This window comes from Ramlibacter sp. MAHUQ-53, assembly GCF_052600055.1.
In genome coordinates this window covers 38,079-53,009 of sequence record NZ_JBQWTS010000011.1, presented here as the reverse complement: position 1 = coordinate 53,009, position 14,931 = coordinate 38,079, and the positions used below count along the sequence as shown (strand labels likewise).

The 14,931-nt window shown below is 73.2% G+C and carries 15 protein-coding genes; 6 read left to right on the top strand and 9 right to left on the bottom strand.

Translation table 11 applies throughout. From position 1 onward, the window contains the following. Positions 1-24 precede the first annotated feature (24 nt). Positions 25-1,443, bottom strand: a complete 1,419-nt coding sequence (locus ACT80S_RS16110; protein WP_377417671.1) for a M16 family metallopeptidase — start codon at positions 1,441-1,443, stop codon at positions 25-27. A gap of 29 nt (positions 1,444-1,472) precedes the next feature. Here ACT80S_RS16110 and ftsY point away from each other — a divergent pair, with 29 nt between their 5' ends. Beyond that, positions 1,473-2,765 (top strand): signal recognition particle-docking protein FtsY, encoded by a 1,293-nt coding sequence (gene ftsY, locus ACT80S_RS16105; RefSeq protein WP_377417669.1) that lies wholly within the window; start codon positions 1,473-1,475, stop codon positions 2,763-2,765. 94 nt (positions 2,766-2,859) lie between these two features. Here the strand turns inward: ftsY and phnE are convergent, their stop codons facing one another. Genes phnE through ACT80S_RS16085 form a run of 4 tightly spaced genes read right to left on the bottom strand, consistent with a single transcriptional unit; the run spans position 2,860 to position 6,292 of the window. Beyond that, positions 2,860-3,705, bottom strand: a complete 846-nt coding sequence (gene phnE, locus ACT80S_RS16100; protein ID WP_377417667.1) for a phosphonate ABC transporter, permease protein PhnE — start codon at positions 3,703-3,705, stop codon at positions 2,860-2,862. Beyond that, positions 3,702-4,580 (bottom strand): PhnE/PtxC family ABC transporter permease, encoded by an 879-nt coding sequence (locus tag ACT80S_RS16095; protein ID WP_377417665.1) that lies wholly within the window; start codon positions 4,578-4,580, stop codon positions 3,702-3,704. The genes phnE and ACT80S_RS16095 overlap by 4 nt, the downstream gene beginning before the upstream one ends. Positions 4,581-4,584: 4 nt before the next feature. Then, the gene (locus ACT80S_RS16090) at positions 4,585-5,418 is read right to left on the bottom strand and encodes a phosphonate ABC transporter ATP-binding protein (RefSeq protein WP_377417663.1); all 834 of its coding nucleotides are present in this window, start codon (positions 5,416-5,418) and stop codon (positions 4,585-4,587) included. Between the two features lie 7 nt (positions 5,419-5,425). Further along, positions 5,426-6,292, bottom strand: coding sequence for a putative selenate ABC transporter substrate-binding protein (locus ACT80S_RS16085; protein WP_377417661.1), 867 nt, complete (start codon positions 6,290-6,292; stop codon positions 5,426-5,428). Positions 6,293-6,478: 186 nt separating this feature from the next. On the opposite strand from ACT80S_RS16085, the gene senB reads away from it, so the two are divergent. Together senB and selD are read left to right on the top strand one after the other, a co-directional pair. Continuing rightward, a complete protein-coding gene (gene senB / locus ACT80S_RS16080) occupies positions 6,479-7,468 on the top strand; it encodes a selenoneine biosynthesis selenosugar synthase SenB (RefSeq protein WP_377417659.1) in 990 nt (329 codons plus the stop codon). Further along, the gene (selD, locus tag ACT80S_RS16075; protein WP_377417657.1) at positions 7,465-8,529 is read left to right on the top strand and encodes a selenide, water dikinase SelD; all 1,065 of its coding nucleotides are present in this window, start codon (positions 7,465-7,467) and stop codon (positions 8,527-8,529) included. The genes senB and selD overlap by 4 nt, the downstream gene beginning before the upstream one ends. Here the strand turns inward: selD and cutA are convergent. Next, positions 8,489-8,845: a divalent-cation tolerance protein CutA gene (cutA, locus tag ACT80S_RS16070; RefSeq protein WP_377417655.1), complete on the bottom strand. Its 357-nt coding sequence runs from the start codon at positions 8,843-8,845 to the stop codon at positions 8,489-8,491. The two genes, selD and cutA, sit on opposite strands and share 41 nt — an antisense overlap. A gap of 80 nt (positions 8,846-8,925) precedes the next feature. On the opposite strand from cutA, the gene rpoH reads away from it, so the two are divergent. From rpoH to ACT80S_RS16055, 3 genes are all read left to right on the top strand, one after another. Further along, on the top strand, positions 8,926-9,858 hold the full coding sequence (gene rpoH / locus ACT80S_RS16065; RefSeq protein ID WP_377417653.1) for an RNA polymerase sigma factor RpoH: 933 nt from the start codon (positions 8,926-8,928) through the stop codon (positions 9,856-9,858). A gap of 85 nt (positions 9,859-9,943) precedes the next feature. Continuing rightward, positions 9,944-11,197: a 7TM diverse intracellular signaling domain-containing protein gene (locus ACT80S_RS16060; RefSeq protein WP_377417651.1), complete on the top strand. Its 1,254-nt coding sequence runs from the start codon at positions 9,944-9,946 to the stop codon at positions 11,195-11,197. A 41-nt stretch (positions 11,198-11,238) separates the two neighbouring features. Further along, on the top strand, positions 11,239-12,267 hold the full coding sequence (locus ACT80S_RS16055) for a Bug family tripartite tricarboxylate transporter substrate binding protein (RefSeq protein ID WP_377417649.1): 1,029 nt from the start codon (positions 11,239-11,241) through the stop codon (positions 12,265-12,267). A gap of 66 nt (positions 12,268-12,333) precedes the next feature. On the opposite strand, the gene ACT80S_RS16050 is transcribed toward ACT80S_RS16055, so the two are convergent. From ACT80S_RS16050 to ACT80S_RS16040, 3 genes are read right to left on the bottom strand one after another with little or no spacing between them, the layout of a single operon-like run. Next, positions 12,334-12,918 (bottom strand): SCO family protein, encoded by a 585-nt coding sequence (locus tag ACT80S_RS16050; protein WP_377417647.1) that lies wholly within the window; start codon positions 12,916-12,918, stop codon positions 12,334-12,336. Between the two features lie 13 nt (positions 12,919-12,931). After that, positions 12,932-13,801, bottom strand: a complete 870-nt coding sequence (gene cyoE / locus ACT80S_RS16045; protein WP_377417645.1) for a heme o synthase — start codon at positions 13,799-13,801, stop codon at positions 12,932-12,934. Continuing rightward, a complete protein-coding gene (locus tag ACT80S_RS16040) occupies positions 13,798-14,901 on the bottom strand; it encodes a COX15/CtaA family protein (RefSeq protein ID WP_377417856.1) in 1,104 nt (367 codons plus the stop codon). The genes cyoE and ACT80S_RS16040 overlap by 4 nt, the downstream gene beginning before the upstream one ends. Between the last annotated feature and the right edge of the window lie 30 nt (positions 14,902-14,931).

Below are 14,931 nucleotides of genomic sequence, written 5' to 3'. Positions count from 1 at the left end.
TCACGGGGCGGTTTCCTCGGGCGTTCAATGGCGCAGGCCGGACGGCGCCGTGCGGGGGCGGCTGGCCGCGCCCTCGCGCGGCATCGGGCGCAGGTAGCCCACGGTGAGCTGGTCGTCGCCGAAGTAGCGCGCGGCCACCGACTGCACCTGGGCCGCCGTGACCTCACGCAGGCGGCGGATCAACTGCTCGTTGGCATCCAGGGGCAGGCCCAGCGTCCAGTAGATGCCCAGCTCGCGGGCCTGGCCGAAGATGGAGTCGAGCTTGTAGACCTCGGCCGAGATCCAGCGGGTCTTGACCCGCTGCAGCTCGGCCTCGGTCACGCCGTCGCGGGCGATGCGCGCGACCTGCTCGCGCAGCGCCGCCTCGACCTGCTCCGGGGTCTTGCCGGTGGCCGGCACGCCGGTGAGCGCGAAGACCTGCGGGCCGCGGCCCCACAGGCCGTTGCTCGCGCCGACGCTGTCGGCGACGCGATCCGGGCCCTGCGTGAGGGCGCGGTCCAGGCGCGCGCCGGGGTAGCCGTCGAGGATGCCGGCCAGCACCGTCAGGGCGATGGCGTCGTCATGCGCCGCGCCCGCTTCCAGCGAGGCCAGCTTCGGCACCTTGTACTGCATGGCCACGAAGGCCTGGTCCGCCGGCACCCGGACCTCGACGCGGCGCAGGCCGGCCTGCGGCGGCTCCGCCAGCGGCTTGCGCGCGGGCACCGGGCCAGCGGGGATGCGGCCGTAATGCCGTTCAGCCATGCGCAGCACCTGCGCCGGGTCGACGTCACCGACCACCACCACCGCGGCGTTGGCCGGCACGTACCAGCGGTGGTAGAACGCGCGCACCTCCTCGGGCGTGAGCGCCTCGAGGTCCGTCATCCAGCCGATGATGGGACGGCGGTAAGGCGACACCGTCCACACCGCGGCATTCATCACCTCGAAGAAGCGGCTGCGGGGTTGGTCCTCCACGCGCAAGCGGCGCTCCTCCTTGACGACCTCGAGCTCGCGGCGGAATTCGTCGTCGGGCCACTGGTTGTTGGCGAAGCGGTCGGCCTCCAGGCGCATCACCTCCTCGAGCTTTGCCACCGGGATCTGCTCGTGGTAGCCGGTCACGTCACGCGTGGTGAAGGCGTTGTCGCGGCCGCCCAGGGCGGCGATGCGGCGCGAGTACTCGCCGGGCTTGAGCGAGCGCGTGCCCTTGAACAGCATGTGCTCCAGCACGTGGGCGATGCCGCTGGCGCCGTCCACCTCGTCGATGGAGCCCACGCGCACCCACAGCATGTGGATCGCGGTGGGTGCGCGCCGGTCGGGCTTGACCACCAGGGTCATGCCGTTGGACAGCGTGAAGCGGGAGATGGGGACAGGAGCCTCGGCAGGCGGCGCGGTGGACGCAGGGGCCGGGCCGATGAAACCCAGCGAGAGGCTACAGGCGAGGAGCAGGCGCTTGAGGAGCGGTTTCATAGAATCCTGAGAGTTCTCCAAGCTTATCGATGTTCAGTTTCTTCCGGAAAAAACCCCCGGCGCCGGTACCCGCGCCAGAAGCCTCGGCTGTCGCATCCGCGACGCCCGCGCCCGCGGCCGTGCCTTCCGCGCCGGCCCCCGGGGCCGCGCCCGCACCTGCAGCTGCCGCCGCGCCTGGGCCCGCGCCGTCCGGGGTCGCCCCCGCACCCGGGCCCGGCCCGACACCTGGCCTGGAGGCCACCCCGGCGGCGGCAGCCCCGGCGCCCGCCGCGACTGATGCACCGGCGGCCCCCGTCGTCCCTGCCGGCGGCAGCCTGATCGGCAGCGCGCTGGTGCGCGCCATGGACCTGCCCGCCCCGGCGGCGGCGCCCGCGGCGCCCGCGGCGCCGGTAGCCGCGGCGCGCCAGGGCTGGTTCAGCCGCCTGAGCGCCGGCCTGCGCAAGACCGGCTCCAGCCTGACCCAGGTCTTCACCGGCGGCCAGATCGACGACACCCTGTACGAGGAGCTCGAGACCGCCCTGCTGCTGGCGGACACCGGCGTGCAGGCCACCGAGTGGCTGCTCGCCGAGGTCAAGCGCAAGGTCGCCTCGACCGGCGCGACGCGCCCGGTGCAGGTCAAGAACATCCTGGCCGACGTGCTCGCGCAGCTGCTCACGCCGCTGCAGAAACCGCTGGTGATCGGCGAGCAGCAGCCCACCGTGATCATGGTCGCCGGCGTCAACGGCGCGGGCAAGACCACCTCCATCGGCAAGCTCACCAAGCACCTCGCCGACGAGGGCGCCTCGGTGCTGCTGGCGGCGGCCGACACCTTCCGCGCCGCGGCGCGCGAGCAGCTGGCGATCTGGGCCGACCGCAACACGGTGGAGATCGTGAGCCAGGCCGGCGGCGACCCGGCGGCGGTGAGCTTCGACGCGGTGAGCGCGGGCCGGGCGCGCGGCAAGGACGTGGTCCTGGTCGACACCGCCGGGCGCCTGCCGACGCAGCTGCACCTCATGGAGGAACTGAAGAAGATCAAGCGCGTCGTGCAGAAGGCGGATGCCACCGCCCCCCACGAGGTGCTGCTGGTCATCGACGGCAACACCGGCCAGAACGCGCTCGCCCAGGTCAAGGCCTTCGACGCCGCGCTGGGCCTCACCGGCCTGGTGGTGACCAAGCTCGACGGCACTGCCAAGGGCGGCGTGCTCGCCGCCATCGCACAGTGGGGCGCGGGCCGCGCCGGCGGCCCGGTGCCGGTGTACTTCATCGGCGTGGGCGAGAAGCTCGAGGACCTCGAGACCTTCAGCGCCCGCGAGTTCGCCTCCGCCCTCCTCGGGCAGGACTGAGCGCCGCGCGGCGCCGGCCCGCACCGGGCTGGCGCGCGCCCCTTGGGGCGCAGCGACGCACACGCAGCGACGCACGCTGCGGGCCGGGAGGTCCTCAGCGCGAGAGCGCCTGGCGCGCCAGGTAGCTGAGGGCGTCGACCAGCAGGACCTGCACCAGCATGGCCGCCAGCACCGAGGCGGTCTCGGCCATCTGGAACAGGCCCAGGTGGAAGGCCAGCATCTGGCCCAGGCCGCCCGCGCCGACCACGCCCAGGACGGCGGCGGCGCGGATGTTGTTCTCCCAGCGATACAGCGTGTAGCTCAGAAGCTGCGGCAGCACCTGCGGCAGGGTGGCGTACAGCAGCACCCGGCCCTCGGGCACGCCGCGCACGCGCAGCGCGAAGGCCGGCCCCCCGGGCGCGTTCTCGATGGCCTCGGCGAACAGGCGCCCCAGCACGCCGGCGGTGTGCAGCGCCAGGGCCAGCGTGCCCGCCATCGGGCCGAGGCCGGCGGCCACCAGCAGCAGCGCCGCCCACATCAGCTCGGGCACGCTGCGCAGCGCATTCAGCAGCAGGCGGCTGGCGCCGCGCCAGCGCGCCGGGTCGTCAGCATGGGTGCGGCTGGCGGGCAGGGCCAGCAACAGGCCGCCCGCGACGGCGAGCAGCGTGCCGACGATGGACATCGCCAGCGTCTCCAGCGTGGCCGGCAGCAGCCTGGCGAGGAAGCGCGGCTCGAGGCTGGGCGTGAGCAGCTCGCCGAGGAAGCGGCCCATGCGCCGCATCGCGTCGGCGGAGAGGAACTTCGCCCACTGCAGGTCCAGCGACCAGAAGCTGGCGACGACCAGCGCCACGAGGCCCAGCATGAACCAGCAGGCCTTGCAGCGCGCGTCGAACAGCGGCGGCGGCAGCCGCCAGGTCTCGTTGGCGGCGCGCGGCAGCGGGGGCCTGACCGGGTCCGTCATCCCAGCACCCGCCGCAGGAAGGACGAGAGGCGGTCGGTCAGCGCCACCAGGGCGACGAAGACCCCCAGCAGCGTGGCCACCTCGGAGCCGTTGAACATCTTCATCGAGTTGTCCATCTGCTGCCCCAGCCCGCCCGCGCCGACGAAGCCGAGGACCGCGGAGGAGCGGATCGCGCACTCCCACCGGTAGACCGTGTAGCTCGTGAGCTCCGCGGCGTTCTGCGGCAGCAGGCCGTAAAAGAAAGCCTGCAGGCGGCCGGCGCCGTTGCGAAGCAGGGCGGTGGCCGCCTGCGCCTCGCCGCTCTCCAGGATCTCGCCATAGACCTTGCCCAGCATGCCGCCGTAGGTCAGCGCGATGGCGAACACGCCGGCGGTGGGCCCCAGGCCCACCACGCGCACGAACACCAGGGCCCAGATCAGTTCGGGAACGCTGCGCAGGATGACCAGCACCGCGCGCACGCACCAGCGCGCCAGCGCCGGCCCGGCGGCCATGCGGCCGGCCAGCGCGGAGACTGACAGCGTGCGCACCGACAGCAGCGACAGCGGGATCGCCAGCGCCAGCCCCAGCACCAGGCCGGCGGTGGCGATGGCCACGGTGCGCCAGGTCTCGCGCACCACCAGGGCGAGGAACTCGCCGTCCACGCGCGGCGGGAAGAAGTCGGCGAGGAAGCGCAGCGCGGGGCGCAGGCTGTCCTCGGACAGCAGGGTCCAGGGCTTGAACTCGGCCAGCACCAGCAGCGGCCACAAGACCACCCCGGCCGCGAGCAGCAGGGCCAGGCGCCCGCGCCAGGCGGGGTCGCGGCGCGCGGGCGAGAGGGCCAGGCGGGTCGCGGCCCCGGGGGGGCGCGAGCCGGCGCGGGACGGTCCGGCGCTCATGGCCTCACCGGCACTGCATCACCACCGGCGCGGGACCGGCCGGGGGCGGCGGCTCGTGCGGCGGCGCGGGGTGCTCGAGCTCGTCGAGGTGGTGGGCGTACAGCGCCCGCAGGCGCGCGGGCGTGACCTCGGCGCTGGGCAGGTCGAACTGCAGGCGGCCGTCGGCCAGGCCCAGGATGCGCGGGAAGCTGCGCAGCGCCATCGGCACGTCGTGCAGGGTGCACACCAGGGTGGCGCCCTGCTCGCGCGCCGCGCCGGTGAGCGTGGCCATGGCCTGCGCGGCGCGCGCCGGGTCCAGCGCCGACAGCGGCTCGTCCACCAGCAGCAGCCGCGGGTGCGCCACCAGGGCGCGGGCCAGGCCCACGCGCTGGCGCTCGCCGCCGGAGAGGCGGTCGACCCGCGCGAACAGCTTGTCGTCGAGGTCGAAGGCCGCGAGCGCGGCCTCGGCTTCGGGAATGGCCGTGGGGTAGAACAGGCTGCGCAGGCTGTGCCACAGCCCGATGCGGGGCAGGCGGCCGGCCAGCACCGCGGTCACCACGCGCTGGCGCGGCGGCAGCGGCGGCACCTGGGGCGCGAGGAACAGCGCGCCGCGCAGCCGGCGCAGGTCGCCCGCGGGCAGCGACCAGGGGTCGCGCCCGTCCAGGCGCAGCGTGCCCGAGGCCGGCCGCAGCGCGCAGGCCAGGGCGTGAAGCAACGAGGTCTTGCCCGCGCCCGAGGGGCCGATCACGGCCAGCTGCTCGCCCGGCTCGACGCGCAGCGCCAGCGGGTGCAGCGCGGGCGCCGCGCCGCGCGCGGCGCCGGGGTGGCGCACCGACAGGGCGTCGAGCTCGAGGCGCACGCGCGGCTTACTTCAGCAGGCCGGCGTTGCGGGCCGCGGCCTCGATGCCCTTGTAGTTCTCGGCCCTGGTGGCCACGAACTTCGTCGCGCGCTGCAGCTCGAGGATGTCCCTGCCCTCGGGCGTGGCACGGGACAGGTCGAGGAAGGCCCGGGCCAGCTTCTCGCGCTGGGCGGCGGGCATGTCGGCGTGGACCGTCCAGTTGTAGTCGTAGTACGGCGGCGTGGTGTGGAACACGCGCACCTTGGCCGGGGCGACCTTCTTGTCGGCGACCAGCTTCTCCCAGACCGAGATGTTCAGCGCGCCGGCGTCGACCTTGCCCGAGGCCACGGCGGCCACGGTGGCGTCGTGCGCGCCGGAATAGGCGACGCGCTTGAGGTCCTTCTCCGGGTCCACGCCGCCGGCCAGCAGGAAGCTGCGCGGCATCAGGTGGCCGGAGGTGGACGACTGCGAGCCGAAGCTCAGGGTCTTGCCCTTGAGGTCGGCCAGCGCCTTGATCCTGTCGTCGGTGGTGATGAAGACCGAGCGGAACTTCTCGTCCTCCTCGCGCTGCACCAGCGGGACGACCTTGCCGCCCGAGCGGTGCAGGGCCTGCACGAAAGTGAAGCCGCCGTACCAGGCCATGTCGACCTGCTGGTTGGCCAGCGCCTCGACCGCGGCGGCGTAGTCGGTGACGGGGGTGTATTCGACCTTCATGCCCAGTCGCTGCTCGAGGTACTTGACCAGGGGCGCGGCCTTGCGGGCCAGCTCGGTGGGCGACTCGTCGGGGATGGCGGTGATGCGGAAGGTGCGGGCCTGCGCGAAGGCCGGCGAGGACAGGCCGGCTGCGGCCAGGCATGCGGCGGCCAGGACGGCGCGCCGTTGGATCGTGGACATGGGTTTCTCCGTGGATACCGGGTGTGTGAAGGCGCCCGGAAGCCGCTATTAGAACCGATGCCGGGAACACGGCATCGCGCGGTCCGGCGCGGTCCGGCGCGGTCCGGCGCGGTCCGGCGCGGTCCGGCGAGGGCGGCGCGCGGGCGCATGCCGGGAGCGCCTGGCGCGAGCGCGTATAAACGCCCGGTGCCACGCCCCTCCATCGCCCTCGTCAGCCCCGCCCTCGAAGATGCCAACAACGGCAACTGGCGCACCGCCAAGCGCTGGCGCCAGCTGCTCGCGCGCACGCACAACGTGCGCATCCTCACCCACTGGCCCGACGAACACGCCGAGCGCGACGTCGCCCTGCTGGCCCTGCACGCGCGGCGCTCGTCCGCGGCGATCCGCGCCTGGGACAAGGCCCGCGGCCCGCAGGGCCTGGCCGTCGTCCTCACCGGCACGGACCTGTACCACGACATCTTCAGCGACCGCCGCGCCAAGCAGTCGCTGGAGTCCGCGCAGCGCCTGGTGGTGCTGCAGGAGCAGGGCCTGCAGGCCCTGCCGCCGCCGGTGCGCGCCAAGGCCCGCGTGATCTACCAGTCCGCCCCGGCCAGCGCGCCCAAGGCGAAATCGCCGCGCCTGCTGCGGGCGGTGATGGTGGGCCACATGCGCTCGGTCAAGAGCCCGCAGACGCTGATGCAGGCAGCGCGCCAGCTCGAGGGCCGCAACGACATCCGCATCGACCACATCGGCGAGGCGCTCGATCCGGAGTGGGCCGAAGCCGCCATCCGCACCGAGGTGGACGTGCCCACCTACCGCTGGCTCGGCGGGCTCTCGCACGCGCGCGCCCGCCTGGCGATCGCCCGCGCCCATGTGCTGGTGATCACCAGCGCCATGGAGGGCGGCGCCCATGTGGTGCTCGAGGCGGTGCGCAGCGGCACGCCGGTGCTGGCCTCGCGGGTGGGCGGCAACGTCGGCATGCTCGGCGCCGACTACGCCGGCTACTTCCCGCATGACGATGCGGCCCGCCTGGCCGCCCTGCTGCGCGAATGCCGCGACACCCAGGCGGACCCGGCCGGCCTGCTGGCCCGCCTGCGCGGACAATGTGCACTTCGCGCGCCGCTGTTCGAGCCCGAGGCCGAGCGCGCCGCCCTGCTCCAACTCCTCCAGGACCTCCAGGATCCCGCCACACCATGAACGCCACGACCCCGCCCACCGAACCGCGCCTGACCTCCCTCTCGCATGGCGGCGGCTGCGGCTGCAAGATCGCCCCGGGCGTGCTCTCCGAGATCCTCAAGGGCACCGGCGGCATGCCGCTGCCCCCCGAACTGCTGGTGGGCATCGAGACCGCAGACGACGCCGCCGTCTACCAGCTCAATGACGACCAGGCGCTGATCGCCACCACCGACTTCTTCATGCCCATCGTCGACGACCCGTTCGACTTCGGGCGCATCGCCGCGACCAACGCCATCTCCGACGTCTACGCCATGGGCGGCCGCCCGATCATGGCGCTGGCCCTGGTGGGCATGCCGGTGAGCGTGCTGTCCACCGCCACCATCGGCCGCATCCTGGAGGGCGGCCAGTCGGTGTGCCGCGCCGCCGGCATCCCGATCGCGGGCGGCCACACCATCGACTCGGTCGAGCCGATCTACGGCCTGGTGGCCCTGGGCCTGGTGCACCCCAAGCAGGTCAAGCGCAACGCCGACGCCCGCGCCGGCGACCGGCTGGTCCTGGGCAAGCCCCTGGGCGTGGGCGTGCTGTCCGCCGCCCTGAAGAAGGAGCAGCTCGACGCCGCCGGCTACGCCCGCATGATCGAGACCACCACCCGCCTGAACACCCCCGGCCCCGAGCTGGCGGCCCTGCCCGGCGTGCATGCGCTCACCGACGTCACCGGCTTCGGCCTGGCCGGCCACGCGCTGGAGCTGGCGCGCGGCGCCGGCGTCGGCATCACGCTGGACTGGGCGAAGGTGCCGGTGCTGCCCGGGGTGGAGGCGCTGGCGCGCGCCGGCTTCGTCACCGGGGCGTCGGGCCGCAACTGGGCGGGCTATGGCACCGAGGTCGGCCTGCCGGCCGGCTTCGATCCCGCCCACCAGGCCCTGCTGTCCGACCCGCAGACCAGCGGCGGCCTGCTGGTCTCGTGCGAGCCGGGCGCGGTGGACGCCGTGCTGGCCACCTTCCGACGCCACGGCTTCGACGCCGCCGCGGTGGTGGGCGAGGTCACGCCGGCGGGTTCGGAACCGCGCCTGCAGGTGCGCTGACCTCCCCGCGCACCCATTCGGCATAGGCCGCGCCGGCCTCCATCGCCTGCCACAGGACCTGGGGCAGGTCGTACGGGTGGTGGTCGGCCAGGAAGGCCTCCACCGCCAGCCGCAGCCCCGGCAGGGTCTTGGCCGTGAGCCGCCACTCCGGGTCGGCCTGGACCGTCCCCTGCCAGCGGTAATGGGAGACCAGCCCCGCCTCCACCTGCACGCAGGCGGCCAGGCGGGCGGCCAGCAGGCCCTGGGCGAGGCGGCCGGCGTCGGCCTCGCTGGCGACGGTGGTGGTCAGGCTCAGGATGCAGGTGTCGGGCGTCATGGCGTAGGGAACTCGGCTGTTAGCACTCTATCGAATCGAGTGCTAACATTCCAGAAGCTTACGAGAAAGGACCTTCCCGAATGTCCACCGCCCTCACCCTGCCCCGCACCGGCCTGGCCACGGCCAACGCCTGGTCCATGGTCCCGTCGCTGGGCAACCTCGACGCCTACATCTCCGCGGTCAACCGCCTGCCCATGCTCACCCCGGAAGAGGAGCAGGACTACGCCCGCAAGCTGCGCGACCAGAACGACCTGGAAGCCGCCGGGAAGCTGGTGCTGTCGCACCTGCGGCTGGTGGTGTCGGTCTCGCGCAAGTACCTGGGCTACGGCCTGCCCCATGGCGACCTGATCCAGGAAGGCAACATCGGCCTGATGAAGGCCGTCAAGCGCTTCGACCCGGACCAGGGCGTGCGCCTGGTCTCCTACGCCCTGCACTGGATCAAGGCCGAGATCCACGAGTACATCCTAAAGAACTGGCGCATGGTCAAGGTGGCGACCACCAAGGCCCAGCGCAAGCTGTTCTTCAACCTGCGCTCCATGAAGCAGGGCTTCAAGGACGAGGCCGACGCCCCGACCCACCGCGAGACGCTGACCGACGCGCAGATCGACGTCATGGCCCGCGAGCTGAACGTCAAGCGTGAAGAGGTCATGGAGATGGAAACCCGCATGGCCGGCGGCGACGTGATGCTCGACCCTGCGCCCGGCGACGACGGCGAGGACGCCTTCGGCCCCATCGCCTACCTGACCGACGCCAGCCACGAGCCCACCGCGGTGATCGAGTCGCGCCAGCGTGACCAGCTGGCCAGCGACGGCATCGCCGCCGCGCTCGAGGAACTGGACCCGCGCAGCCGCCGGATCGTCGAGGAGCGCTGGCTCAAGGTGAATGACGACGGCTCCGGCGGCATGACCCTGCACGAGCTGGCCGCCGAGTACGGCGTGTCCGCCGAGCGGATCCGCCAGATCGAGGCCGCCGCGATGAAGAAGATGAAGAAGGCGCTGGCCGCCTACGCCTGACCCGGCGTCGCGTCGGCCCCACAAGCCCCCGAAGCCCGGCATGCCGGGCTTTTTCATGCGCGTCCGTTGGGAAACAATCGGCCGGGTGAAAACCATCCGACGCATTCCGTACACCTTGGTACTCGGCGTGGCGCCCGCGGCCACCGCCTGGGCCCAGGCCGCGGCCGTCGCGCCCACCTCGGGAGACCTCGCCGCCGGGGCCTACTTCGGCATGATCGGCCTGCTGGTCGCGGCCTCGGCCGGCCATGCGGTCGCCGAGCGTGACCGCAACTTCGCCGCCTTCGCCGCCTACCTGCTGCTGCTGGGGCTGGCCCAGGCGGTGTCGCTGGGCGTCGCCAGCCGCCACCTCTGGCCTGGCGAGCCCGACTGGGACGCGCTGGCCCACCGCATCAGCCCCGGGACGGCCGCCGCCGCCGGCCTCTGGCTGGTGAAGGTGGTCACCGAGCCGGCGCGCTTCTCGCGGGCCCTGAACCTGGCCTGCTGGAGCTTCCTGGCGGCGCTGCTCTCCGCCGTGGCGATGCACGCCTTCGTCGATACGGCGGCCAGCCAGGCGCTGGTGAACCACCTGGTCGCCGGCGCCCTGCTGGTGGGCGCCGGGCTGATCGTGCTGGCCTGGCGCAAGGGACGCGACGCCGCCACCGGCTGGATCGCCGTGGGCTTCCTGCCCGGGGCCGGGATGGCCGCCCTCTCGCTCGCGCAGGAAATGGGCTGGGTGGGGCGGGACGTCGGCCCGGGCCACTGGGGCCTGGGCGTCGGCACGGCGATGCAGATGCCGGTGCTGTACTACGCCCTGAGCCGCCGCGCCGCGCGCCGCCGCCACACCGGGCAGCGCGCCGCCGAGCTGCACCACACCGACGCCCTGACCGGCCTGCAGGACCGCGGTACCCTGGTCAGCCGCCTGGACGACGCCCTCGCGCGCGCCCGCAACCTGCACCATGCCTGCGCGGTGCTGGGCGTGCGGCTGTCCAACCACGAGGCGCTGGTCGAGGAGCTCGGCCGCGAGGCCGCCAACCGCGCGCTGGTGGTGGCCGCCTCCATCCTGCGGCGCGCCGCAGCCGACATCGACGTGGCGGCCCGCACCGGCGAGCGCGACTTCGCCCTGCTGATCGAAGGCCCCACCACCGGCCCTGCGGCCCTGGCCCGGGCGCAGCAGGTGGTGGCCCAGGGCCTGCAGGAGGCGCGGGCCCTGCCGCGCGCCACCACGCTGAAGTTCCACGTCGCCGTGGCGCTGCTGCCCGACCACGAGCTCGACGCGCGCCGCTGCCTGAAGTGGATGGACGAGGCCTGCGACGCCATGCGCGCCGACCCGCGCCGCGCCATCCGCGCCATCAATTTCTGACGCGCCTTCGCGCGTTAGCATCTTCCCAAGGAGATCTGCCCATGAACCGCCCCGACCTGTCCCGCCGCCAGTGGCTGGCGCTGTCCCTCGCCGCCGCCGGCGGCCCCGTGCTCGCACAGCCGGCCGCGCCCCGCAGCGCCCGCCCGGCAGCGTCCGCGGCGGCGACCCCGTCCTGGCCGAGCCGCCCGGTGCACCTGATCGTGGGCTTCCCCGCCGGGTCCTCGCCCGACCTCACCGCGCGCACCCTGGCCGAGCCGCTGTCCAAGGCCCTGGGCCAGCCGGTGGTGGTGGAGAACCGCGTCGGCGCCGGCGGCAACATCGCCGCGGACGCGGTGGCCAAGGCCACCGACGGCCACACGCTGGGCCTGATGATCAACGGCAACATGACCATCGCCAAGCTGCTCAACCCGGCGGTGCCCTACGACCCGCTCAAGGATTTCGCGCCGATCAGCCTGATCGGTACCGCCCCCCTGCTGCTCACCGCGCCGGCCGGCGCGCCGGGCGCCAGCGGCACCGAGTTCTTCCTGGCCGCGCGCAACGCCGGCAACAAGTGGAGCTACGGCTCGCCGGGCGTGGGCACGGTGTCCCACATCGGCATGGAGCTGCTGAAGTCGCGCACCGGCATCGCGCCGGTGCATGTGCCCTACCCCGGCAACCCGCAGGTCATCACCGCGATGATCAGCGGCCAGCTCCAGCTCGCGCTGCTGCCGCCGGGCCTGGCCCTGCCGCACATCCGCTCGGGCCGGCTGCGCGCCATCGGGGTGACCTCCACCGGCCGCAGCTCGCTGGTGCCCGAATTCCCCAGCCTCGACGAGCAGGGCATCACGCGCGGCCTGCAGCTCGAGGTGTGGAACGGCGTGGCCGCGCCGTCCTCGATGCCGCGCCCGGTCATCGCGCGACTGTCGGCCCTGATCAGCGAGATCACCCGATCGGCCGACGTGCGCCAGAAGCTGTTCCAGCAGGGCTGGCAGGTGGCCGGCACCTCGTCCGAGGGCCTGGCCAACCGCATCAAGACCGACACCGCGCTGCTCGGCGGCGTGATCGCGATGCGGGGCATCAAGGCGGAGTGAGCCGGCCCGGGGCCCGGCGCAGGGCCAGGCTCCGGCTCCGGCTCCGGCTCCGGCTTCGGCTTCGGCTCAGGACTTGAGCAGCAGCTTCAGGTCCTCGGCCAGCACCTTGGGCCCGGTGCCCGGGCGCACGTACAGCCGCAGGCGCCCCTGGGTGTCGTACACCAGGTGGGCCGCCGAGTGGTCCATGGTGTAGGCGCCCGGCGCCTTGCCCTCGACCTTCTTGTAGTAGACCTTGAAGTCCTTGGCCACTTCCTCGAGCTGGGCCGGCGTGCCGCGCAGGGCGAGGAAGGCGGGGTCGAAGTTGGCCATGTAGGCCTTGAGCACCTCGGGGGTGTCGCGCTCGGGGTCCACGGTGACGAACAGGCCCTGCAGCTTGTCGCCGTCCGGGCCGAGCTGGCGCTTGACCTCGGCCAGGTCGGTCAGCGTCGTGGGGCAGACGTCCGGGCACTGCGTGTAGCCGAAGAACAGCACCACCAGCTTGCCGCGGAAGTCCTGCAGGGTGCGCGGCTGGCCGTCGTGGTCGGTGAGGGCGAAGTCCTTGGCGTAGTCGGCGCCGGTGACGTCCACCGAGTGGAAGGGCGGCTTCGACTGGCCGCAGGCGGACAGGAAGGCGGCGGCGGCCAGCGAGGCCAGGGCGAAGCGGCGGTTCATGGCTTCAGGCGGGTCAGGCGATGTAGTGGTCGACGAGCAGCGCCGCGAACAGCGCGCTCAGGTGGATCAGGGAAAAGCGGAAGGTCTTGCGGGCCAGCGCGTCGGAGTAGGCGCGCCACAGGCGCCAGCCGTACCAGCAGAAACCGGCGCTCAGCACGACGGCGGCCACCAGGTACAGCCAGCCGCTCATGCCCGCCGCGAAGGGCAGCAGGCAGGCCGCGAACAGCACGAAGGTGTAGAGCAGGATCTGCAGCCGGGTGAATTCGTTCCCGTGCGTGACCGGCAGCATCGGCAGGCCGGACTTGCGGTAGTCCTCCACGCGGTACAGGGCCAGGGCCCAGAAGTGCGGGGGCGTCCACAGGAAGATGATCAGGAACAGGATCAGCGCCTGCGGGCTGACCTCGCCCGTCATCGCGGCCCAGCCCAGCACCGGCGGCATCGCGCCCGAGGCGCCGCCGATCACGATGTTCTGCGGGGTCAGGGGCTTGAGGATCACCGTGTAGACGATGGCGTAGCCGACGAAGGTGGCGAAGGTCAGCCACATGGTCAGCGGGTTCACCGCGACCCACAGCAGCCAGGAGCCCAGCGCGCACAGCACGGTGGCGAACACCAGGGTCTGCGTGTCGGACAGCTCGCCCTTGGCGGTCGGGCGCCAGGCGGTGCGCTTCATCTTGGCATCGATGCTCTTCTCGACCAGGCAGTTGAAGGCCGCGGCGGCGCCGGCGACCAGCCAGATGCCCACCGAGGCGATGGCGCCGCGCTCCACCGCCTCCCAGGTCGGCACGCCGGGCACGGCCAGCACCATGCCGATGACGGCGCAGAAGACGATCAGCTGGACGACGCGGGGCTTGGTGAGCGCGTAGAACTGGGACAGACGATTCATGGGCGCGCTCCCTGCGCGGCGAGCGCGGAAGGCGCGCGTTGGTTGTCTCGGGCCCGGCACGAGGCCAGGGTCCAGGTGAAGGCCACCACCAGGGCGGCGGCGCCCCCGGTGTGGCTGACGGCGGCCACGAGCGGCCAGTCCATCACGACGTTGCTCAGGCCGGTGAGGAATTGCCAGCCGGCCAGCGCCAGCAGCACGCGGCCCTGCCGGGCGAGCCCCACGCGCATGAGCCGCAGGCCCAGCACCACGAGGACCGCGAGCAGCGCATAGGCCATGAGCCGGTGGGCGTAGTGGATGGCGGTGAGCGCTGCGAAGGTGATGTGCTCGCCGGCGGCGGTCAGGCCCAGCGGGCGCCACAGCTCGAAGCCCTGGGCGAAGTCCATCGGCGGCCACCAGCTGCCCTGGCAGCGGGGGAACTCGGCGCAGGCGAGCACCGCGTAGTTGGTGCTGACCCAGCCGCCCAGGGCGACCTGCAGCCACAGCAGGACCAGGCCGGCGACCAGCCCGCCGCGCAGGCCCGGCGTGACCGGGCGCGGCGCGAGGCTGCCATGGGCCTGTGCATAGCCCATGGCCTGCCGGCACAGCAGCGCCAGCAGCAGCAGGCCCCCGAGCAGGTGCAGGGTGACGATGGCCGGCTGCAGCTTCAGGGTCACCGTGAGCGCGCCGAAGGCGCCCTGCACGCAGACCCAGGCCAGCGTGAGCAGCGGCCAGCCCGGATGGACCGGCAGCTCGCGCCGGCGCAGCCAGCTGGCGACGGCCAGCGTGAGGATCAGGACACCCACGCCGGTGGCCAGGTAGCGGTGGATCATCTCGATCCAGGCCTTGGTGTGCGTGACCGGGCCGGTGGGCATGGCCGCCTGGGCCTGGCTGATCTCCTTGTGCGCGCCCAGCGGGGTGAACTCGCCGTAGCAGCCGGGCCAGTCGGGACAGCCCAGGCCGGAGTCGGTCAGGCGGGTGAAGGCGCCGAACAGCACCAGGTCGAAGGTGAGGAAGAGGGTCAGCGCCGTGAGCGCCGCGAGGCGCCGCGCCAGCGGCTTCTTGCGGTTTCGCAGCCACACCCAGGCCAGCGGCCCGAGGGCGATCGCGATGCCCAGGAGCATCACGCGCACGACCGGGGTGAGGTCGTACAG